Below are 21,907 nucleotides of genomic sequence, written 5' to 3'. Positions count from 1 at the left end.
AGTAAATTTGAACATGACCAAAAGCAAGTTGCCCTTTTATTACCTGTTGTGCTGGGGGTTGTATCTGCTCTATATTTATGCCGATAGCCTTATTGCCCGAAGAGGCCCGATACCGTATGTGTGGTCAAACCTGACAGCCAGTTTCATTGAATTTACGTTTTGCTTTTTTGTGCTCTATCCACGTTTCTTAAAAACCGATAAAATTCCTTTTTTAGTCGTTGGCTTAATAATAGCTGACGCACTATTTGTTGGCAGCAGAGCCTTCATTGAAGAATTTTTATATGTTGCTTGGCTCGGGCATGGTAATTATAACAATGGTACAACTGCTTTATACTATATCAGCGATAATTGGTGGCGGGCATTACAGCCCATCCTATTTAGCTTTCTCGCATGGGCATTGCTTGATACTTTTAAAAAAGATAAAGAGACCGAGCAGCTAAAACGGGAAAAAATACAAGCCGAACTTTTGTTTTTAAAAACGCAGATCAATCCGCATTTTTTATATAATACGCTCAATTATATGTATTCGCTGGCTTATCCGGTATCAGACCAGTTGGCAAATGGCCTGATCAAGCTTTCGCACCTAATGCGTTATATGCTAAACGAGAGCGCTAACGGTATGCTCGATTTGCAAAAGGAGATTGATTATCTGCAAAACTATATAGAGCTATACCAACTGCGATTTGAGGATGAGTTTTTTGTCGATTTTAAATTAAGCGGCGACTTTGCCGGCAAAAAAATAGCATCTCTTATTCTAATTCCCTTTATTGAAAATGCCTTTAAGCATGGGGTATTAAACGAACCACGACGCCCCGTAAAAATACATATTCAACTCACAGCCCAGTGCCTTACACTAACGGTTAGCAATAAAGTTGCCCATGGTCAAAAGGATGCATCCGGCGGAATAGGGTTGGTCAACATCAAACGCAGGCTGCAGCTTATTTATCCCGGAAAACACGAATTACTCATTTCCGATAATGGCGAAACCTATAAAACGATACTAACCATCACGTTAAAAACAATTGTAGCATAAAACAGTGAACTTTTTTACATTTAGGACATGATACGTTGCCTTGCTGTTGATGATGAAGCGTACGCGCTTAAAATGCTTGCCGACTATATGGATAAGGTGCCTTACCTGGAACTGGCCGGTACCACTACCAGTGCTGTTGAGGCGCTCAGCATTATTCAAAAAGGGGATATTGATCTGGTATTTATGGATATACAAATGCCGGAGCTTACGGGTATCCAGTTTTTAAAACTTTGCGGCAGTAACTGTAAGGTGATCTTAACAACAGCCTATAGCGAATATGCGCTGGACGGCTTTGAACATGACGTCGTTGATTACCTGCTAAAACCCATTGCTTTTGACCGCTTTTTGAAAGCAGCTCAAAAAGCCTATCATCTATTAGGCGAGCCTACTCTGATTGAAAAGCAGCTATCTGTATCGTTGGTTAAGCATCCGGAATACATATTTGTGAAAGGAGACAGCAAAAATAAATTCCTAAAGATTGCATTTACAGACATTCTTTTCATTGAAGGACTACGGAACTATGTTTCCATTTTTACGCAAGCCCAGCGAATTATAACTTATCAGTCGCTGCGCGATATGGAAGAGCAATTACCAAGCCCCCCATTTTACAGGGTACATAAATCATATATTGTCGCTATAGATAAAATCCGGATCATTGATGGAAATACCTTGTATATTGGGGACGTCAGCATACCGATTGGAGAGACTTATCGAGACGCGTTTTTAGAGATAATTAAGCAAAAGAAATAATGTTAGTTAATAAAGGATTAACATTACCCATCGGGTGTAATTTAAGCAGCTTTGCAATATGCATGGTTTTTAAAGATTCACAACCGGCAATCGGAACTCAAACTTGTTTTGACAAGGCACGCCAGGTGAATGCTTAACCGGACGAAATAAGGCGAACCACCTTAGGCAATTGCTATAAGAAACTCCTGCTGAAAGATAAACTGATCATACTGAAAACCGTCAAGAGCCTTTATAATAAAAAAGTACTCAGGTTTTAGCAATATGGCTATATCTCCCATATTGTCGTAACCATTCGGCAGTTTAAACATTTAGGTTACAACCCTTCTTAATAAATGAATTTAATTAAGATTGAAGTATAATGCCCTTATAGTTGATGTAATTGAAGATAACCGAGATGTATTTCATCAGGCTGTATTCCCTGCTCCTGATTTAAGGAAATATGCCACTCCTGCTTATCCTGTTCACTTAATAATTCGTCTACCCTATAAATTTCATCTACATCAATACCATACTTTTCGTCAATATGGGCGTTTGCACCCTTCACTTTGGCGATAGTAGCTGTCCGGAAAAATTCGGTTCGCTTGGAGGCTGACAATGCTGAAAGTCGGTCATCCTGTACGGTCAACATTGTGTAATGCTGTTCTTCGAGCCTGCCTGAACAATAACCGCCAAGGTTGATAAAGAATACTCGTTTGCCGGCGTATTCCCCTGTATTTGATATAATATTAATCCGGTAACCTTCAACTGCTGTTATTTTCCGCCAGCCGTCAATGTGCAAGCTCTTACCGGCTTCGGGCCAAAAGGCCCGCATTGCCGGAACGAGTTCTTTTAGGTTGCGGGCAATACCAAAAAAAAAGTCGTGCTGCTCAACATTCCGCGACGGGGCTTTGGAGCCCAGTAATATCATGAATAAAAAATGTTCTTCCATAAAACAGGAAAGCCGCCCTTTTGAGGCGGCTCGTTCTTAATAAATAATTTATTTTACGGCATCACGCAACGCTTTAATACGGTCGTGTGCGGCGTTGATCTCCTGTGCCTGTGTACTTACCCGTGTAGTAGCATCTACGCTCAACTCACCTTCGCTTAAAGCTTGCTTATACGCTTTTTTAATGGCATCCTCTCCGCGTTCGGCTTCGTTCAGGATGCTGGCCCGGTCATTATTGCTGAACAAGGATTTCACATCTATCCAGGCGCGGTGCAGTGTACCACCTGCACTATTACCGGTTTCGGCTTCGCCACCTTCGCTGGCAACTAATTGCGTTAATTCCTGGCTAAAACGGCGACTTTGCGCGCTGTATTGCTGAAATAATTCTTTCAGATCAACATTTTCATCTCTAATATCGGCAATAGCCTTTTCAAAACCTGCTATGCGGTCATTGTTTATCTCGATCAGGTCATTTAATACTTCAATTGATTTTTCTATCGTTTTCATAAGTTTATTTTTTAGATGTAACTATCCATTTGCAATCCCCGTGCCAAGCAGGCTGTTCAGTATTAATTTGGATGCCGCTTCGGAAAAATCTAACCCGGAATAGTCAGGATTATAACCACCTATGAACGGTACCGCCATAATATAAATTCTGTCATTTAATGCCTCATAGCTGTCAAGCGCCTGAAAATGATCATTAATAGCCAGCCCCGGAACGGTGAGGTAATAATTATTTTGCAGATGATGCACACGTTTGTTGCCCTGTTCAAGCAACTCCTGACCATTTTTTGGGTCGCGGAAACGCAATCGTGCGGGGCTTATGGTATGGCCTTCGCGTAAACCCGGAAATGGAATATCTTCAAACGCCAGATGTGGCTGTCCGATGGAATCTACAAATAAAGGGTAATGCACTCCTGCATAATCCACACCGCCATTTTCATCAGGCTCCGGCTCCTCATCATGGTCTACTACTTTAAGCGATAATATACCGGCATCATGCAGCGCCATCAGGGTTTTGGCCGAGCTTTGAGGCACGAAAGCAATTACCACTGATATGAGTGGCATTAATGTTTTTTCTAACCGTAACCTGTCTTCTGCAGAAAAATATTTGGCCGGGTAATTCATCGCGAAGCTCAGGATGGCAAGTTGTTCTTTCCAATATACCGACTGCCGTTTTTCTATAGATCTCTCCGCTTCGGCATATTCCGCCTTTAAGAGTTCAAAAGGATCACGCTCCTCCCGGTTAGCCATTACCTGGTCTACAAAACCTTCCATACTCAGGTCTTTGATCTGTTGATAAGTTGCCGGATCATGTTCTGCAACGCCTTTTTTAAAGTTCTGTTCAAAAACAAAATCCAACGGCAAAAAACCATCATTAGCAGCGCGCTGCTGCCGGATGATTTCCGGGCTTAATACGGTTTCCTTCCCCAGGTGAGAGTCTTCTAAATGAAAGCGCACAGCTGGCAACAAGCCATTACGACTATGCAACACTAAACGAAAATGCGGACTATCTGTATTTAACCGGTAGCTCAATTTACCGCTGCTATCCTTCGTAAATTCACCATTATGCCGTGCCAATGTTCTTACGGCATCAATGGCTGTTAGTGATGCACCACGGATAGCGACCGGGAAATTAGCTCTTAGAGAGATCTTCTCCGGCGGGTAAGGCGAATCAAACCACCCCGCTGTAAGGCTTTCCTGTTTTTTAGGCCAAAAGTGCCCGGTACATACAATTACGCGATCATAGTGTTGCACGCCCGTTTCAGTTACAATCTTAACCTGTTCTTTCTCTGGCTGGTCTATAATGTCAATTACCGCAGTATGGTAATGCACATTTATTTCCAATCCTTGCGCTTTGGCCTGTTTAACCAATTGGCTAAACTGTTCGCAAAGGTATTGGCCAAACAGTAAACGCGGTAGTACTTTATAGTCGTTAAAACGCTTAGGATCAATATGATATTTATCCAGCGTATCTTTTGATACGCTCTTTACCCATTCGGCTACATCGTTTACCAATTCCGGAATTTCATTACCCGAAACATTGGTAATATGTTCATCGGCAGCCCCATCCTTGCTATAGGGCATTCCGCATCCCAGCTTACTGCCCTTTTCGTATATATCAACAGAAATTTCATCCAGACCGCTTTCAAGCAGGCGTTTAAACATAAATAAAGCACTGGGGCCGCCGCCCAGTATAGCGATCTTTTTCATAAAGTGGCTTTAGTTCCGGCTATTAAAATGCCAAACCGAATGATTTGTTTTAAAATCCTATCAAATCAATTGAAAATGCACCAATTGTAATTATGGCAGAAAAAGATTTTGATTACCTGACTTTGGTTTTTAGCTACCTTTAAGCAAGGTGCGCATTTGTGGCTAATGTTTTCAGGATAGGCTAAACGCAATTAGTTCACAAAAACTTATATTGCGTCCCAAACAATGGTTACAGCGGGATAATCATCCCGCCTCAACAGAAAAATGTATTAAGTACCTCATTGCCAATAAAAAAACGAATTTTCACAGAGCTTTTGCAATATCTCTACAATTTATGAATCGTCAACAATCTTCCTTCAGGCCTCTTTCTTCTTTAATTTTCGCCTTTTTATGCTTATCCTCTTTTTTTACCAACGCGCAGATATTTAAAACGGGGCAAAACTATAAACTGATAAATGAAAACGGTTTGGCGGTTGATAATCGCGGCTCATTCGATAACGAGGCAAATTTGTTTTTATTAAAAGAAGATGCAAACAGTTCAGATCAGATATGGGAATTAACCTCCGTTGGCAATGGCTACTACTCCATGTACAGCCCGGTAAGCTTGAAGGGTATCGACAATGCCAACAAAACTACCGGAGACGGCAATGCTGCTATTTTGTGGGATAAGGACGAAGATAATACCAACCAACAATGGAAAATAGTTCAAAATAATGATGATACCTATACCATACAGTCAAAAGCAAGTGGCTATGTTTGGGGTATCCGTAGCGGCAAGTTGTTTCAACTTAAGCCAGACCCCAGTGATAAAAGCCAGCGGTGGCATATTGTGCTATCCACAGCCAAGATAAAAACACCAAAGCATGTTGGCGATGTGGAATGGGAAAACGAAGGGATATTTGGCGTAAATAAGGAGAAAGCCCACGTGCCCTACATCCCTTTTGCCTCGGTAAGTGAGGCGAAAGAAGATGCTACATTTAAAAAGCCATGGGAGCGCAACAAATCTTCGCTTTATCAGCTCCTGAACGGTATGTGGAAATTCCACTGGGTGGCAAAACCTGATGAGCGCCCACTTGATTTTTATAAAACGGGGTATGATGTATCCGGCTGGAAAGAAATTCCGGTTCCTTCAAATTGGGAAATGCAGGGTTATGGCACTCCCATATATACTAATTACACTTATCCTTATAAAAACGATCCTCCTTTTATAAAACCACAGGCAGGCTACACTAACGAGCACGAGGTCAACCCGGTTGGTTCATACCGGAGGGATTTTACCATTCCGCAAAACTGGCACGGAAAAGCCATTTACCTTCGTTTCGATGGTGTTTACAGCGCTATGTATGTTTGGGTGAACGGGAAAAAGGTCGGCTTCAGCGAGGGCTCAAATAATATTGCCGAATTTAATGTTACCAACTTTGTTAAACCCGGCAAAAATACTGTAGCTGTAGAAGTTTACCGCTGGTGCGATGGAAGCTATCTGGAAGATCAGGATATGTTCAGACTGAGCGGTATACATCGCGATGTAGCCATTTATGCCGTACCAGAAACTCATATCAGGGATTACTGTGTTTTAACGGATTTTAATAACGACGATTTTTCAAAATCAACCCTGAAACTAAACGTCGATATTCAAAATGCGGGGGCAAAAACATCCAAAGCAGGTGACCTGAAAGTTACTATACTCGATCCGCAGGGAAATCAGGTGCTGAAACTTCATAAAAAGCTGGCAGCATTAACCGGTGAGCACAACAGGCAGCAGCAACTTTCGGGTCTTATAAACCAGCCTCAATTATGGTCGGCAGAAAATCCTGATTTATACACGGCTATCTTTAGCTTAACAGATAAAAACGGCATAGTAGAAGAGGTGATCACCTCAAAATTTGGTTTCCGCAAAATCGAGATTAAAAACAAAAGGGTATATATTAATAACAAAGCCGTATTTTTTAAAGGTGTTAACAGGCACGATACGCATCCAATCTATGGCAAGGCTGTTCCGATAGAGTCCATGCTGCAGGATGTGATGATGATGAAGCAGAATAATATCAATACCATACGTACCAGCCATTACCCGAACGATGCGAGAATGTACGCCATGTTCGATTATTTTGGACTTTATACCGTTGCCGAAGCCAACCTCGAGTGCCACGGCAACCAGTCGATAAGCAGCAGACCAAGCTGGCTGCCGGCTTACCTTGACAGGAATCTCCGTAATGTGGAAGAACATAAAAATAACCCTTCGGTAATATTCTGGTCCATGGGTAACGAATCCGGACAAGGGCGTAATTTCGATACCGTGTATAAGGCTATCAAACTAACTGATAAAACCCGGCCTATCCATTACGAAGGAAAAAACAGCGCAGCTGACGTTTATTCCCGCATGTACCCATCAGTAGAAAGTATGATAAAAACCGATCAGGAGAACTCTGCCAAACCGTTTTTTATATGTGAATATGCACACTCAATGGGTAACGCTATAGGGAATCTGCCAGAGTACTGGGATTACATCGAAAACCATTCAAAAAGAACTGTCGGGGGCTGTATATGGGATTGGGTTGATCAGGGGCTTGTAAAGTATGGCGGACCGCAGGATCACTATTATTTCGGCGGCGATTTCGGCGATAAACCTAACGACGGCGATTTTTGTCTGAATGGTATTGTTACCTCCGACCGCAAAGTAACACCAAAGCTGATGGAAGTAAAAAAGGTGTACCAGTACATCAAGATACTGCCTGCAAATCCTAAATACGGCGAATTCAGGATAAAAAACAGTTACGATTTCACAAACCTTAACGGGTTCGGTATTTCGTGGAGTTTATTGAAAGATGGTGCAGAGGTAGAGAAAGGTACTATAGCGCCTTTGACTGCCGCACCGGGCGAAACAGTAGATTTAAAAATCCCTTTCCATACACACCTTGATGACGGCAAAGAATACTTTCTGACCATCAATTTCAGCCTCGCAAAAGATAAGGTATGGGGCAATAAAGGCCTTACCGTAGCGTCCGAACAGTTTGCCCTTACTCCGCGCATACCACTTACCGGTATTGCGGAAAATGGTGGAGATCTAAAACTTGTAAAAACGCCAAATTCGTTCCAGATAACCGGGGAGCACATTACTGCTCAGTTTGATTCAGGTACCGGGATGCTAACCTCCTTAAAGTTAAACGGAAAAGAGATGATCTACAATAAAAAGGGCTTTTCATTAAACTGGTACAGAAGCATTAACAACGATCCGCACGAAGATTTGCCTGTACATACCAGCCTGGTGACGCTGAAACCTGTAGTGGCTGATGATGGTGGCATCATCACCGTAAATACCAGTATGATTACCAGCATAGGCGATCAGAAAAAAAGTGTGATCCCTTTTAATATAGATTATGTGTTTTATGCATCAGGGGTGGTAGATGTAAAGGTAAATATCGATAATACAAAGGATGAAAATCATATTCCGCGTTTAGGTTTGCAGATGGCCCTTGTTCCGGGTATGGAGCAGGTTGAATGGTATGGCAGGGGGCCGCAGGAAAACTATGTGGACCGTCAAGCGTCCGCCTACTTTGGGATATACAAAAATACGGTTAAAGGCATGGAAGAATATTATGCCCGCAGCCAGAGCATGGGTAATCGCGAAGATGTGCGCTGGCTGATTATTAAAGACGGTAACAGCGGCATTAAAATATCTTCTTTCAGTAAACTGAACTTTACTGCCCTGCATTTTTACGATCAGGAGCTTTGGAACATTAAACATCAGTTTATGCTGAACACGGACAGACGGCCTGAAACCATTTTGAGCCTGGACTACATGCAAAGGGGGCTCGGAAATGCAAGTTGCGGTCCCGGCCCCTTAAAGAAATATGAACTCCCGGTAAGCAAGAATAACAGCTACGAGTTCCGCATAGAGCCCTATAAATAGCCGTATTGGGCAGTGGGTGGAATTGGGCTAAAGAGGCCTGTTAAAGAAAAGCTGCGAAAGGACCATGTTTTTTTTAGCTTGGAACGCATGAATTGTCTGCGTTTATCGGGCCTACTATTTTGTGGTATTTGCCAAATACCTTGGCATTTTTATCAAAATGAAAGTTAACTCTTTCCTATATCAATATTGAACAGATAGGTTTATTTTTTCCCCGTTACCTGAACCTGGATGTTTTTAGCTGAGTATTTGGTGAACTGGATACATTGGCGGTCAAATTAATAATTAGTCTTATTTGATCAGGTTAATCCGTCTATATTAACCCGTCATATTGTCCATATTACAACTCACAAGGGTATGTTTTAGACAGTATTTTTGATCTTCATGAAACGATTAGAAAATAAAACCGCGGTTATATATGGCGACGGCGCAGTGGGTAGCGCAGTTGCCATTGCCTACGCCGGGCAAGGCGCAAAAGTTTATATCGCAGGCCGCACCCCGGAAAAACTGGCTTCCATAGCCGAGGATATTAAGGCTGCCGGTGGTTTTGTTGAAACAGCCGTTCTGGACGTACTGGAAGAAGCGGCGGTTGAAAAACATATGCATGACCTGATTGGTAAAGAGGGAAAAATTGATATTTCTTTCAATACGATCGGTATTCCTCAAAAAGGTATTCAGGGTATCGCACTTACCGATCTTTCACTGGAAAGTTTTTCCCTGCCGATAAATATCTACACAAAAGCCCATTTCATCACTTCACGTATGGCGCTTCGCGAGATGATCAAACAAGGCTCGGGCGTGATCCTGATGCATACCCCAAATGCCAGCCGTATCAGCCCGCCTTTTGTAGGCGGCATGGTTCCGGCATGGTCAGCAATTGAAGGACTCTGCCGCTCCATATCCGTTGAATACGGACAAATGGGTATACGCTCGGTATGCTTTAATACTACCGGCATGCCCGAAACTCCCCTGATCGATGAGGTTTGGGAAATCCATGGCAAAGCCCATGGCATTAGCTTCCAGGATTTCCACGCTGTGATGGAAGGCATGACCCATCGAAGAAAACTGACTACCCTTGCAGAACTTACCGGTGCTGCGATATTCGTGGCCTCCGATGAAGGCTCGGCCATTACCGGAACAAATTTTAACCTGACAGCCGGAATGATCATTTAATAAAATAAAACACAGGTTATAATGGAGAAGAAAATCATCTGAATAACCAGAAATCACCAGCAAATGAGAAATTACAGAACGAGTACTATACTTTCCTCAGTTGGTTTGGTGCAGAATTTTTAACCCAAACTAATAATTTATAAGCACGATGAAAAATCAGGACTATCAAACAACCTTCACGGTTGGCAATTCGCCAAATGAAGTATACGAACAAATCAATAACGTGCCGGCTTGGTGGTCGTCTGTTTTTGTTGGCAGCGCTGCTACTGTGGATGATGTTTTTAAGGTGACCTTTGGTAAAACCTGGATTGAGTTAAGAGTAACCGAACAGGTACCGGGCAAAAAAGTAAGGTGGCTGGTGACGGATTGCTGGAAAGATTGGCTGGAAAATAAAAAGGAATGGGTAGACACGGAGATCATTTTTGATCTTGTTCCGGAAGGCACCGGTACAAGGATCAACTTTGAACACATCGGGCTGGTACCCGAACTGCCCTGCTATAAAGGTTGTGAGGGCGCCTGGGCTTATTATTTAAAAGACAGCTTAGTAAAGTTGCTTACCGGGGGTAAAGGTGGCCCGGAATAATATTTAAGAAAATATATGGCTACAATTAGCAAATCAACCCCATACCCCAACATTTCGGTCAATATTTTCGATGGTATTATTTGCGTTACCACGTTCAAAAACTGACTACTATTTCACAATATATGCAGACGTCAAATGCCCTTCATTCCAAGGTCGCTACCGCGCAGATATATGTCCGCGTTGTGGAGAAGAAATTGAAAATAGCATGATGAATTTAAGAAAGGAACTGTAGCAAAAGTATAAACCTTTTAAATAACTATTTTTTTACAAGCTTTTAAAGCGATTGTTGTATGTCCCAGCATCAACTATAAGGTGAACACCTTCTGTCTTTCCCGGAAAGGGGATCAATTGCAGTAAAATTAAGCTGATCACATACTTTAAGCTCCAGCATAAAGAAAACTTCATGGTACAGATGGGGATGGTTGTTTGGCAATTAAATATAAAATTGCAAATCGTTATAAACTTATAAGCATTGATGCTTTTCCCCTATTCCGAAAATAAAATATGATAACCCGTAAATTATCATATTTAAAAGAATATGGATCATATACATAATAAATGATATTCTGTTTACCATGGAAGTGATTCCGTGTGAACAGAATTCTTGTTGCATTTAATAATGAATAGTATAACCGCATGCGATTCTTTAAGTGACCTGGAATTACTGGATTTACTGAAGTCCGGTGATGAAGGCGCTTTTGCGCTGATTTACGATCGGTATTTCGGGTTGTTATATATTCATGCATATAATCGCCTGAAGAATAAGGACGAGGCAAAAGACCTGGTACAAGAACTATTTACTCATTTATGGAGTAAGCGTGGGTGGTTGGATCCTAAAACCAATTTGTCGAACTATTTATACACTTCTACCCGCAACAGGGTTATTAATATCATCGCGCATAAAAGAGTTGAAGACAGGGCAAAGTTATCTTTAGCGGATACAATTAGCAACAAAACGTGCGTTACGGATCATTTGCTGAGGGAACGCCAGTTAACATTCCTTATAGAAAGTGAGATACATAATTTACCCGCCAAGATGAGAGAGGTTTTTGAACTTAGCCGCAAGCAGAATCTTACCTATAAAGAAATTGCCGTTAGATTGGATTTAAAAGAACAATCAGTAAGAAGCCATGTAAAAAATGCACTCAAAATATTGCGGGTAAAACTCGGACCGCTTATTTCCTTTTTTTTGATTTTTAATTTTTAAAAAAAATTACCCCCCTCCCATTGGGTTTGCCTGTCTATACTAATATATAGCCAATATAGACACTGATGCAAAAAATTGACATTAAAGATTTATTGAGTAAGTATAAAACCGGCACCATTTCGGAGGAAGAACTTTCATTACTGGAAGACTGGTATTTACAATGGCAGGTTTCATCTCATAAAATTGACGATGAAGAGTTTGAAAAACTGAAAGATGAAGTTTGGCAAACTTTAATGGTATTACCACCAACCTCTAAACCCCGGTCAGTTTGGCCTCGTGTCTCTATTGCAGCATCTATATTAATTCTGCTGTCTGTCGGCTTGTTTCTATTTTCCCGCGAAAAAAAAACTCAGGAGAAGCAAGATCAACAAGTTGTTAAAAACGATGTTGCCCCCGGAAGTAATAAAGCAGTATTAACGTTAGCTAACGGCGCTCATATACTGCTTACTGATGCGAAAAATGGAAAACTTGCGGACCAAAACAACATGCAGATCAGCAAAACGGCAGATGGGCGTATAGCCTACACCAAATCAGGTCATTCATCACCAAATACTGATAACGCCCCGGCTTATAATACCATGACAACACCACGTGGCGGCCAATATCAGCTAAGCCTTTCGGATGGCACAAAAGTATGGTTAAATGCGGCGTCCTCCATTACCTATCCGGTAGTATTTTCCGGCACAAAACGTAACGTAGAAATAACAGGGGAGGCTTATTTTGAAGTAGCCCATAATAAGGATATGCCATTTGTAGTAAGTAGTGGTAATCAGAAAATACAAGTTTTAGGCACTCATTTTAATATAAAAGCTTACGCAGATGATGATGCTATGAGTACTACATTGGTACAGGGCAGTGTATTGGTTGAGAATTTAACTTCCGGCAAAACCCGCAAATTAACTCCCGGACAACAGGCAAATATCGCATTAAAGAAAGGGGACATCCATATTAGCAAGGTAAATACTGATGAGGTGATCTCATGGAAAAACGGCTATTTTATATTTGATAACGAGGATATAACCAGCATAATGAAAATGCTGAGCAGATGGTATAATGTGGATGTAGTTTATAGCCATATTAATAAAAATGAAAAATTTGGGGGTACGTTTTCACGCTCCTCAAACCTATCCGAAATATTTGCCAATCTTGAACTGGTAGGGAAAGTTCATTTTAACATCATCAACAAAAAAATTTTAGTAACCAATTGATTTTGCGCAGTGCCGCAATAATGACCAGACATTTTTTAACCTAATCCATACAAAAAATAAAGTATTCATATAAAAAGGGAGGACTATAGCAAAAAACAAAACTTACCATCTTGTTACCAAAAACCAAGGACGTTGGAGCCGTCCCTGGTTTAATCAGCCGAAGGGCTGCATCAGGTAATTACTTAAAGCTAACTAACAGATTTAAATTTAAACCTAACTACCAAATGTATAAAAAATTTACTGAATTACTTTTCAGGAGGGATTCCTGTGTATATTCTAATTTTTTTCTAAAAATGAGACTTACGATCTTTTTACTTGTTGTTACCTTTTTTCAGATAAAGGCCGAAGTGTATTCGCAAACAGTAACGGTAAAGGCAAATAATGCCTCGTTAACAGAGGTGATCGCTCAAATAAGGAAACAAACCAAATATGATTTCTTGTATAACAATGCAACCATTAAAAATGCAAAACCTATAACGGTTAATGCAAAAGATCAGGATCTGAAAAAAGTTCTGGATCAATGCTTTGCTGATCAGCCATTTGAATATACCATAAAAAGCCATACCGTGCTTATTACCCCCCGGCCGCAAATGCCTGTACAAAACAACAAGATTATTCAAAAGTTGAATATTACCGGTGTGGTTAAAGATTCCATTACCAGTGAAACCTTAATAGGCGTATCCGTTGGTGTGGAAGGAACAAATTTGGGTACGGTTACCGATTTAAATGGTGTGTTCCATATTGAGGTACCCGATGCCAGTTCGGTACTTACATTTTCCTATATCGGTTATCAAACCCAAAAAGTGCCTGTTAACGGTCGGGCGAACATCGAAGTAAAATTAGTTAAAACCGATAACAAACTGGATGAGGTGGTTGTTGTAGGTTATGGCACCAGGGCAAAGGGCGCTATAACCGGAGCAATTTCAACGGTAAAATCTGATGTATTTGAGAACAGACCTGTAAATAATTCGATCGAAGCTTTACAGGGTGCTATACCAGGCTTAACAATTACCAAGGCCAGTGGACAACCTGGTAGTTCTACTTATGGTTTCCAGGTACGCGGGTACTCTTCCATCAACGGAAATGCACCATTGGTGTTAATAGATGGCGTTCCGGGAAATATCGGTATATTAAGTACCATCAATACTAATGATATTGCGGAAGTAACCGTTTTAAAAGATGCGGCAGCAGCCATTTATGGGGCCAGGGCAGCAGATGGGGTAATATTGGTGACCACCAAACGCGGCGGCAGTAAAACCGGTGCTCCGGAGGTGACGTATACCGGGAATTTTGGCGTTAAAACACCTACCTATCTCCGGCAAATGCAAAATACTTTGCAGTATGCCGAGTTTATGGACGAGGGGTTACGCAATGTTGGAATAAACGGTTTTCCGCAGGAAGTATTTGATAAAATAAAAGCGAATGCAGCTCCCGATCTGGATCAGGGATGGAATTATGGAGTAACTAATTATCCGGGGTTTTATGGCTATACCGATTGGAATAAGGTTATTTACAAAAACTCCACCCAACAACTTCACAACATTGCTGTATCTGGCGGTGGCAACAACAGCAACTATCTGGTTTCCGTTGGCTATAACCGCGATAACGGTATAGTAAAATTCGGCGATAATAAATCCGACAGGTATAATATCAGGTTGAATTACGATTTTCATTTAAGTGATAAAATCAGTGTCCAAACCCGTACAAATTTCGACAACCTCGCAAATGTGAATCCTACACTGCTGGGCAGTGCACTAACTAACGTAACGCGTCAGTTCCCCTACCAGCCGGTATATAATCCACTGGGAGAATTTTACGGATACCAGGGTTACGAAGGTCCGGCTCAATATCTGGAACAAGGCGGTACAAGTAAAGATAACCTTTCACGCTTTGCTACCAATGTTAAAATCGACTATCATGTATTGCCAGGGCTAACATTAACCGGGCAAACCGCTTTCCGGTTTGATTACGATAATTACAGTGCCACAAATCCGACTATAACCCGCTATAATTATGCCGGCGGCATTCAGGACATCCGCAACAATCCTAACTCTGCCTACTATAGTAACAACAAGCTCCTGAATAAACTTTATCAGGTTTATTTTGATTATAACAAAGGGTTTGGGCAGGATCACAAGATCAACCTGACAGGTGGTGCCTCATTAGAACAAACAAGAAATGAAGGCCAGTCAATAACCGGTTACAATTTTGTCAGCAATGATATATTTACGCTTAACCTGGCCGATCGTACAAAAGCTGCCTACGCCAATTTTTCAGGACTGATAAATAACCAGGCCTTAGGGTCATATTTTGGCAGGCTAAGCTATTCGTACAAGAACAAATACATACTTGATCTTACCGCTCGTGCTGACGGCAGCTCAAAATTCGCTCCGGAGAAACGCTGGAGTGCGGTATTCCCTTCTGCAGCATTTGCCTACAACTTATCCGAAGAGAATTTTATTAAATCGATGCACACCTTTGATTTACTGAAACTAAGAGTTTCTTACGGAAAAATGGGTAACCAGGAAATAGGCAATCTCGGACTTTATGATTACATACCCCTGATATCCATTGGAGGCACTTATCCTCTAGGATCGCCAAATGCGGGCTTACCCGGCGCAAGCGCAAGTCCGGCATCCAGCAACAGGACCTGGGAAACTATTGAAAATAAAAACATCGGTATAGATGTGTCTGTACTGCGTTCCCGTCTTAACTTCTCGTTCGACTATTTTAACAAGACCAATAATGATATGCTGGTTAATATAGCGGTGCCCGCAACTTATGGTGCCACTCCACCATCTACAAACCAGGGTAAATTGGTTACCAAAGGATTTGAAACCTCCGTGACCTGGAAAGATCAGGTGAACGATTTCAGGTATAGCATTTCATTACAGTTAAGTGATAGTAAAAACAACCTGGTAGAGTTAAAAAATACAGATAGTTATGGTGAAGGATTGGTTAAAACCAGACAAGGCTACCCTATCTACTCGTATTTTGGCTATGTGTATGATGGCATCATCAAAACACAGGAGCAGTTGGATGCATATAAACAGCTACAGGGAGTTCCGTCAAGAATAAGCCTGGGCGATGTAATGTATAAAGATGTAGATGGTGACGGTAAGTTAACCGCTTTCGGAGATAAGACGAAAGGTCTGTCGGGTGATATGGTATACCTGGGCAACCTTACTCCACGGTACACCTTCTCCTCCAATATTAATCTTGGTTATAAGCAGTTCGACTTGTCAGTATTTTTACAGGGAGTAGGTAAACGGGATGTGATCTACGAGGGAAACATAAGCAGGCCCAATACCTTCTACTGGCCAACATTAGCATACTATTACGGAAAAACCTGGACTCCGGAACGTCCGGATGCCCAATACCCGAGATATCTGCCGGGCGGTTTAGGTTATGATGATGTTGCCGGATACGATTACAGAGCATCTTCGCTTACTTTGCAAAATGTTGCTTACCTACGCTTTAAAGTGATCACTTTAGGGTATAACCTGCCTGTAAACATTGCCAAAGCTATTAAAATGAAATCTGCCAGGATATACTTGAGCGGTCAGGACCTGTTCACGATATCAAAAGGAACCCTTGGCGGAAATTTTGACCCGGAGGATGGTTATCGTAACGAAGGCACCTATCCTTTTAACAAAGTGTACTCACTGGGTTTAAATGTTAAATTTTAAAAGAGAAACATCATGAAAAAAAGATATTCCTATCACCACATATTAAAAATAAAGGGAGTTACAATGCTTTGTTTGGTTTTAGTATTGTGGACGAGTTGCAAAAAGGACCTGAATCTGGTTTCACAGGACAGCATAACCGATGCCACCTTCTGGAAAACCGCGGCCGATTTTAAATTAGCTGCCAACAATCTTTATAATGGTTTAAATGGTTTCGGAGAAGAGGATACCGAATCAGATATAGCGTTCAATAACCCGAATTCGGTTAGTAACGGAAATTTACAACCGTCCGAAACCTCAAGCGAGTGGTCATCAAGCTATGGCTACATCAGGGCGGCAAATAATATTCTGGAACATGGCGAAGGCACTACTGATGCTGAAGTCAAAAAATATATGGCGGAAGCGAAGTTTTTCCGGGCATGGTATTATTGGAGATTATTAAGAATTTATGGTGGCGTGCCGCTGATCACCAAAGTACTTTCTACTGATGATCAGGAATTATTTGCGCCGCGTTCAAGCCGTTCAGAAACGGCAGATCTTATCTTAAAAGATCTGGACGAGGCCAAAGCAGACTTGCCTGTTCAGGCTGATTTGTCCGCACCTGATATAGGTCGCATAACTAAAGGCGCAGCGCTGGCGCTGGCCTCAAGGGTAGCACTGTTTGAAGGTACCTGGGAAAAATTCAGAAACCAGTCAGGTGCTGATAAATATCTGGACCAGGCCGCGGCTACCTCCTTAGCGGTAATTAACAGCGGAGTTTACGGGCTTTATACCGGCAGCGGTGATCAAAGTTACCGGTATCTTTTTCTTGAAGCCGGCGATGACTCCAAAGAGTCTATACTGGACCGAAGGTACGCCCGCAACATTTACGGACAAGATGCGCCCTATATGTATGATCAGGATGGCTACAATCCAACCCGTAAATTGGTTGATATGTACCTGGATAAAAACGGCCTGCCGATAACATCTCCCGGCACTGTTTTTAAAGGATACGATACCTTTACTTCGGAATTCCAGGATCGTGATCCGAGAATGACCATGACTATGATCATTCCCGGCACCCTTACTAACCGTGTATTTTTCCCGATCACCAAGGTGGCCAACTGGCCCGATAAACCACAGCGTAATTTTAATACCGGTTATATCCTTTATAAATACATGTCAGAAGACCCCATAGCTAATAACTCGGGCCGCATGGGGAGCGCCAGTTTATTCGACTTCGACAGACATTTAATTCGGTACGCGGAAGTTTTGCTTAATTACGCCGAAGCCGTTTATGAAAAATCAGGTTCAATATCGGATAACGACCTGAATATGTCCATCAATAAGCTAAGAGATAGGGTTAATATGCCTCATCTAACCAACGCCTTCGTAAGCGCTAATAACCTGAACATGAGAGACGAGATACGTCGCGAACGTACGGTTGAACTGGCATTGGAAGGATTCAGGTATGATGATATCCGCCGTTGGAAAACAGCAGAAACTGAGCTGCCTCAGGATATAAAAGGAATAAAAATAACCGGAACCGATTGGGCTACCAGAGCGCCTTATAGTGATCCGACTTATTTAACAAAGGTAGATGCCAATGGCTTTTTGATTGCGGAAACCAACCGGTTGTTTGATCCGGCGAAAGATTACCTGCAACCTTTACCTACCAAAGAGATCGCATTTTACGCCAATAACGGGTATACGTTAGAACAGAATCCGGGATGGTAAATTATTATATAACCGGGCCGGATAAACCAGCCCGGTTATATAATACGTTATGAATAAATGGCAAAAATAATTCGCACGTACAAACTAAATATGAAATTCAGACTAACATTCCAATTACTCCCGCTGTTTTTAATCGTTTTTTCAGGTGCGCTCGGGCAGCATACTAAATTAAAAAATGAATCCGGGTTAATGGGAAACCGCTTCCTGACTTTTAATACGGTGATCAGAGTAAATCAGATCGAGGTTTCAAGAGACCGTAGCATTGGGAATGATGAACGATCACTACATACTCCGGCAAGGGTAATCGCCTTCAGAAACGCTGTAGCAAAAGGTTTTCCGGGTGGAAAAATGACATGGTCGTTTAGCTGGCTCGCTTTGCAGGATACCAGTGTAGCCTACCGGGAAATAAGAAAATTAGTAGTAGGATATCATTATAAATACGGTGATGATATTACTTTTATACCTGGTGCATATTTTGCCAACGCGTATAACAGTACTGAGCAGGTTAATAAGGACCTGCATGATGCTTTAAAGATAATAAGCAGTATGGTCGGCAACGGATATCGGCCTTTAAGTATAGTAGCAGGTTTCATGTCAGCCGCAAACCAGCAATACCTTGCAGAAAAAGAAGGAATACACGTATGTCAGGGTAATATATGGAGCCAATTCAGTATCGATAATCAAGATGGTGATGGTTCTATAGTATATCCCTATTACACGTCTAAAGAGCACTTTTGTAAACCCGCGCAAAATAAAACAGATTTTATAGATTGTGTGAATCTGGATGGCTGGACTGTAGATTTTCTTGCCGCCAGAAGAAAAGGCTTTGAAGGTGGATTTAATAGCAGAATGGGTGTAGGGCCGATAGAGACACTTGGTCGTTACGGAAATGAGACTGGATTAAAGGAAATGATGCATACCACTGCCATCCATTTTGACAAAGGATTTCAACTTAATGGTTTCGCATGGGTAACCAACTGCTGGGAGCTTTCCCTGCCTATGGAGGTATCTTCATTAGAAAACTGGTTAACAGCCATACGGGCGCGCTGGCCTGATGTTAAAATGATTACACAGGGTGAATTTGGGCTGCTTTGGAGGGCTCATTATAAAAGCAACAGCTTTAATTATCGCTTTGTAGAAAAAGGATCCGGTATTGGCGGTTCCGACGCGGATAAAGAGATTTACTGGTTTATGAATAAGGACTTCCGTTTGGCATTGTTAAAAGACAAGACAAATAATACAGAAAAAGTGATCGATTTTACAAGGTATGATCTCCCGGCAAAGGAGCCTGCAGAAATGACACGCAAATGGAGCTTGTTAGGAGAGATAAATCAAAAACAATCACGCCCTCAGGATAAACCGGTTCCGCTTGACTCCCTTTCTACAAAGTCTCGCGCAATTATATCCAGCCATTACAAGTATCTGTTTAAAAATAATTAATGATGATAAAATCAAGCATGATTTAAATGCTAATTTACAATTAAAACATAAAATCCGGTTATTGACATTGGTTGAAGTTGGTTTATTATGCGGCGTTTCCGTTTGGATGCGCCGCTTTTTTCGTATGGAACTGTAATTATTGGTAGTATAAACGCCGGCTTAAGCCTGGCATTAATGAGTTGTTTGCTTCGTTATTGAATTTAACTAAAGTTATGGCCTTTTCTCCTTTAAATTTTACTTTAAAAAATAATTGAACAATAAATTAATTAAACTAGCCAACTCATTACAAGGCTAATGCCAAGTATTTTTCACGAAAATACTTACAGTTTTAAGCTGAAAAAATTCAGTAAAAATGTCAAATTTTCATTTAAGGCAAGGTATTGGTATATCCATAATACAATTTACTTTTCAAGAAGCGGCCTTGCCGGTTTATACCCGCAAGGCCGCTTTAATTATGCTAAAAGCAGATGAATTACCTCCATCAATTTATGTAAAAGATTTAGTAACCCGGGTTTTGAGTAAGTTTACTGTTTATCTGTATTTCTCTGAAAGGTATAGCATATATTAACCTGTTCTCATTTATCAAAAAGGTATTCGGCAATAAAAAACCGTATTTAGCTTTTAGCCGTTCCCCTTTAGCCGTTATTACATCTATCGCCATACCGTTGCGGATAAGGTCTGTCCAGCGATGATTTTCAAAAGCCAGCTCATGCCGCATCTCATTTGCTACGTTAAGCTTTGTAGCTTGTGAGAGTGCAGGCAAACCTGCTCTTTGCCTAACCCGGTTTAAGTAAGGCAAAGCCTCTGCATTTTTATTTTCATCTATAAGGCACTCTGCCAAGAGCAATAATGCACCCGAGTAGCGGAAAACCGGAAAATTGTCATCGGTATTGTATTCTACCTGATAAGGCGGATGCAGGTATTTTTTTATAAAGTAATAGTAACTTAAGCCTGGTGCCGGGGTATAATCAACCGGACTTTTTACAGCCGTTGTTGTTAAAACTTCGTTATTAACAGTACCTTCTGCCACACCAATTGATGCAGGCAATCGCAGGTCGCCCGTTTCGTAAGAATCGACCATTTCCTGGGTTGGAACATTCCACCCGCCGCTTGACAGGCTGCCACGGGCATTGGTGCCATGCAAGCCCAATATTGCTTCGGTGTTGGTAGTTTTTGGGATAAACCTCCATATAAAATCACTTTGTTGTCCATCATTACCGGATTTATATTGTACCTCGAAAATGGATTCCTGATTGTTTTTATTAGCCGGATCAAACACACTGGCATAGTCTGACAGAAGGGTGTAATTCATTTTTGTAATATCTACCAACGCAGCTTCGGCCTTGGCGTATTCCTTTTCCGGTTTAGACATATAGGCATATGCAAGCAACATTTTTGCTGCGCCCTGGGTAGCACGGCCTGTTTGCGGAAATGTTTTTGCAACAGGCAGAAGAGGAACAGCTGCATTAAGATCTGTTATTATTTGGTCATAAACCTCAGCTACAGAGTTTCTCGGAAGAAATGCTCCATCTACATCGGCTACTTCTTCCAACTGTAACGGAACGCCTCCATAATGTTGAACCAGATCATAATAGTAAAAAGCTCTTAGAAAATAGGCCTCGCCGGATATCTGATCTTTATCTGCCTGTGCCAGACTTGAACTTTCCAGCCTGGATAATACAGTATTTACTTTAGATATCCCTGAATAGTCGTTCCCGTAACGATTACCCGGACTATTGGGCTCCTGGCTGGTTGTACTGTTGTCAATAAATTCAGCAAATGCTTCGGCACTTGTGGAAGTACCCCTGTCTGCCGAATAAATAGTGAAAAACGTATTGTCGGACCGCATCTCATCCATGTAAAAACCCATAAATGCGATTCCCCTTAAGTTAGTGTATGCGCCAACTAAAGCCTGGTTGAACTCCGCGGCATTTTTAAAGAATGAGGCAGAGCTTAATGAAGTTTGCGGGACAAGGTTAAGAGCTTCCTTTTTGCAGGAAACCAACCCGATCGTTAATAATAGTATATATGATAACTTTTTCATCTTCTTGCTTTTGTTATTTAG

General features: G+C 41.5%; 15 protein-coding genes. 10 read left to right on the top strand and 5 right to left on the bottom strand.

Annotated features, from left to right (window positions below; translation table 11 throughout):
• Positions 1–13 precede the first annotated feature (13 nt).
• Both I5M19_RS04030 and I5M19_RS04025 read left to right on the top strand, forming a co-directional pair.
• Positions 14–1,033, top strand: coding sequence for a sensor histidine kinase (locus I5M19_RS04030; protein WP_200064274.1), 1,020 nt, complete (start codon positions 14–16; stop codon positions 1,031–1,033).
• A gap of 27 nt (positions 1,034–1,060) precedes the next feature.
• Positions 1,061–1,783 (top strand): LytR/AlgR family response regulator transcription factor, encoded by a 723-nt coding sequence (locus I5M19_RS04025; RefSeq protein ID WP_200064272.1) that lies wholly within the window; start codon positions 1,061–1,063, stop codon positions 1,781–1,783.
• 161 nt (positions 1,784–1,944) lie between these two features.
• Here I5M19_RS04025 and I5M19_RS04020 read toward each other — a convergent pair whose 3' ends face one another.
• From I5M19_RS04020 to I5M19_RS04005, 4 genes are read right to left on the bottom strand one after another with little or no spacing between them, the layout of a single operon-like run.
• Positions 1,945–2,091, bottom strand: a complete 147-nt coding sequence (locus tag I5M19_RS04020) for a hypothetical protein (RefSeq protein WP_200064270.1) — start codon at positions 2,089–2,091, stop codon at positions 1,945–1,947.
• 56 nt (positions 2,092–2,147) lie between these two features.
• Positions 2,148–2,711: a DUF1543 domain-containing protein gene (locus I5M19_RS04015; RefSeq protein ID WP_200064268.1), complete on the bottom strand. Its 564-nt coding sequence runs from the start codon at positions 2,709–2,711 to the stop codon at positions 2,148–2,150.
• Between the two features lie 48 nt (positions 2,712–2,759).
• Positions 2,760–3,215, bottom strand: a complete 456-nt coding sequence (locus I5M19_RS04010) for a ferritin-like domain-containing protein (RefSeq protein ID WP_200064266.1) — start codon at positions 3,213–3,215, stop codon at positions 2,760–2,762.
• A gap of 21 nt (positions 3,216–3,236) precedes the next feature.
• The gene (locus I5M19_RS04005; protein WP_200064264.1) at positions 3,237–4,922 is read right to left on the bottom strand and encodes an FAD/NAD(P)-binding protein; all 1,686 of its coding nucleotides are present in this window, start codon (positions 4,920–4,922) and stop codon (positions 3,237–3,239) included.
• 334 nt (positions 4,923–5,256) lie between these two features.
• Between I5M19_RS04005 and I5M19_RS04000 the strand changes: the two genes are divergently transcribed.
• The 8 genes from I5M19_RS04000 (at position 5,257) to I5M19_RS03965 (ending at position 19,842) form a co-directional block, all read left to right on the top strand.
• Positions 5,257–8,832 carry a glycoside hydrolase family 2 TIM barrel-domain containing protein gene (locus I5M19_RS04000; protein ID WP_200064262.1) on the top strand — a complete coding sequence of 1,192 codons (3,576 nt, stop codon included), beginning with the start codon at positions 5,257–5,259 and terminating at the stop codon, positions 8,830–8,832.
• A 381-nt stretch (positions 8,833–9,213) separates the two neighbouring features.
• Complete coding sequence (locus tag I5M19_RS03995) at positions 9,214–10,002, top strand: SDR family NAD(P)-dependent oxidoreductase (protein ID WP_200064260.1); 789 nt, start codon at positions 9,214–9,216, stop codon at positions 10,000–10,002.
• A 148-nt stretch (positions 10,003–10,150) separates the two neighbouring features.
• Positions 10,151–10,585: an SRPBCC family protein gene (locus I5M19_RS03990; RefSeq protein ID WP_200064258.1), complete on the top strand. Its 435-nt coding sequence runs from the start codon at positions 10,151–10,153 to the stop codon at positions 10,583–10,585.
• 619 nt (positions 10,586–11,204) lie between these two features.
• Positions 11,205–11,792, top strand: coding sequence for an RNA polymerase sigma-70 factor (locus I5M19_RS03985; protein ID WP_200064256.1), 588 nt, complete (start codon positions 11,205–11,207; stop codon positions 11,790–11,792).
• A 65-nt stretch (positions 11,793–11,857) separates the two neighbouring features.
• Positions 11,858–13,000 carry a FecR family protein gene (locus I5M19_RS03980; RefSeq protein ID WP_200064254.1) on the top strand — a complete coding sequence of 381 codons (1,143 nt, stop codon included), beginning with the start codon at positions 11,858–11,860 and terminating at the stop codon, positions 12,998–13,000.
• A gap of 293 nt (positions 13,001–13,293) precedes the next feature.
• Positions 13,294–16,689 carry a TonB-dependent receptor gene (locus I5M19_RS03975; RefSeq protein WP_200064252.1) on the top strand — a complete coding sequence of 1,132 codons (3,396 nt, stop codon included), beginning with the start codon at positions 13,294–13,296 and terminating at the stop codon, positions 16,687–16,689.
• A gap of 12 nt (positions 16,690–16,701) precedes the next feature.
• Positions 16,702–18,402, top strand: a complete 1,701-nt coding sequence (locus I5M19_RS03970; protein WP_200064250.1) for a RagB/SusD family nutrient uptake outer membrane protein — start codon at positions 16,702–16,704, stop codon at positions 18,400–18,402.
• Between the two features lie 90 nt (positions 18,403–18,492).
• The gene (locus I5M19_RS03965; protein WP_214653020.1) at positions 18,493–19,842 is read left to right on the top strand and encodes a DUF3863 domain-containing protein; all 1,350 of its coding nucleotides are present in this window, start codon (positions 18,493–18,495) and stop codon (positions 19,840–19,842) included.
• A gap of 499 nt (positions 19,843–20,341) precedes the next feature.
• Here I5M19_RS03965 and I5M19_RS03960 read toward each other — a convergent pair whose 3' ends face one another.
• Entirely contained in the window at positions 20,342–21,886 is a 1,545-nt protein-coding gene (locus tag I5M19_RS03960) for a RagB/SusD family nutrient uptake outer membrane protein (RefSeq protein WP_200064246.1), read from the bottom strand.
• Positions 21,887–21,907: the final 21 nt, after the last annotated feature.

The sequence above is a fragment of the Mucilaginibacter segetis genome (assembly GCF_016522075.1).
In the GTDB taxonomy this organism is placed as follows: Bacteria; Bacteroidota; Bacteroidia; order Sphingobacteriales; family Sphingobacteriaceae; genus Mucilaginibacter; species Mucilaginibacter segetis.
Note: the sequence above shows the minus strand (reverse complement) of the source record. Positions and strands in the feature narration are given on the sequence as shown.

Bases quoted from the DNA above. Each gene is read 5' to 3' on its own strand.
- I5M19_RS04010 (WP_200064266.1), bottom strand. From the start codon at position 3,215: ATGAAAACGATAGAAAAATCAATTGAAGTATTAAATGACCTGATCGAG.
- I5M19_RS03965 (WP_214653020.1), top strand. From the start codon at position 18,493: ATGAAATTCAGACTAACATTCCAATTACTCCCGCTGTTTTTAATCGTT.
- I5M19_RS03970 (WP_200064250.1), top strand. From the start codon at position 16,702: ATGAAAAAAAGATATTCCTATCACCACATATTAAAAATAAAGGGAGTT.
- I5M19_RS03985 (WP_200064256.1), top strand. From the start codon at position 11,205: ATGAATAGTATAACCGCATGCGATTCTTTAAGTGACCTGGAATTACTG.
- I5M19_RS03990 (WP_200064258.1), top strand. From the start codon at position 10,151: ATGAAAAATCAGGACTATCAAACAACCTTCACGGTTGGCAATTCGCCA.
- I5M19_RS04015 (WP_200064268.1), bottom strand. From the start codon at position 2,711: ATGGAAGAACATTTTTTATTCATGATATTACTGGGCTCCAAAGCCCCG.
- I5M19_RS03960 (WP_200064246.1), bottom strand. From the start codon at position 21,886: ATGAAAAAGTTATCATATATACTATTATTAACGATCGGGTTGGTTTCC.
- I5M19_RS04005 (WP_200064264.1), bottom strand. From the start codon at position 4,922: ATGAAAAAGATCGCTATACTGGGCGGCGGCCCCAGTGCTTTATTTATG.
- I5M19_RS04000 (WP_200064262.1), top strand. From the start codon at position 5,257: ATGAATCGTCAACAATCTTCCTTCAGGCCTCTTTCTTCTTTAATTTTC.
- I5M19_RS03995 (WP_200064260.1), top strand. From the start codon at position 9,214: ATGAAACGATTAGAAAATAAAACCGCGGTTATATATGGCGACGGCGCA.
- I5M19_RS03980 (WP_200064254.1), top strand. From the start codon at position 11,858: ATGCAAAAAATTGACATTAAAGATTTATTGAGTAAGTATAAAACCGGC.
- I5M19_RS04030 (WP_200064274.1), top strand. From the start codon at position 14: ATGACCAAAAGCAAGTTGCCCTTTTATTACCTGTTGTGCTGGGGGTTG.
- I5M19_RS04020 (WP_200064270.1), bottom strand. From the start codon at position 2,091: ATGTTTAAACTGCCGAATGGTTACGACAATATGGGAGATATAGCCATA.
- I5M19_RS04025 (WP_200064272.1), top strand. From the start codon at position 1,061: ATGATACGTTGCCTTGCTGTTGATGATGAAGCGTACGCGCTTAAAATG.
- I5M19_RS03975 (WP_200064252.1), top strand. From the start codon at position 13,294: ATGAGACTTACGATCTTTTTACTTGTTGTTACCTTTTTTCAGATAAAG.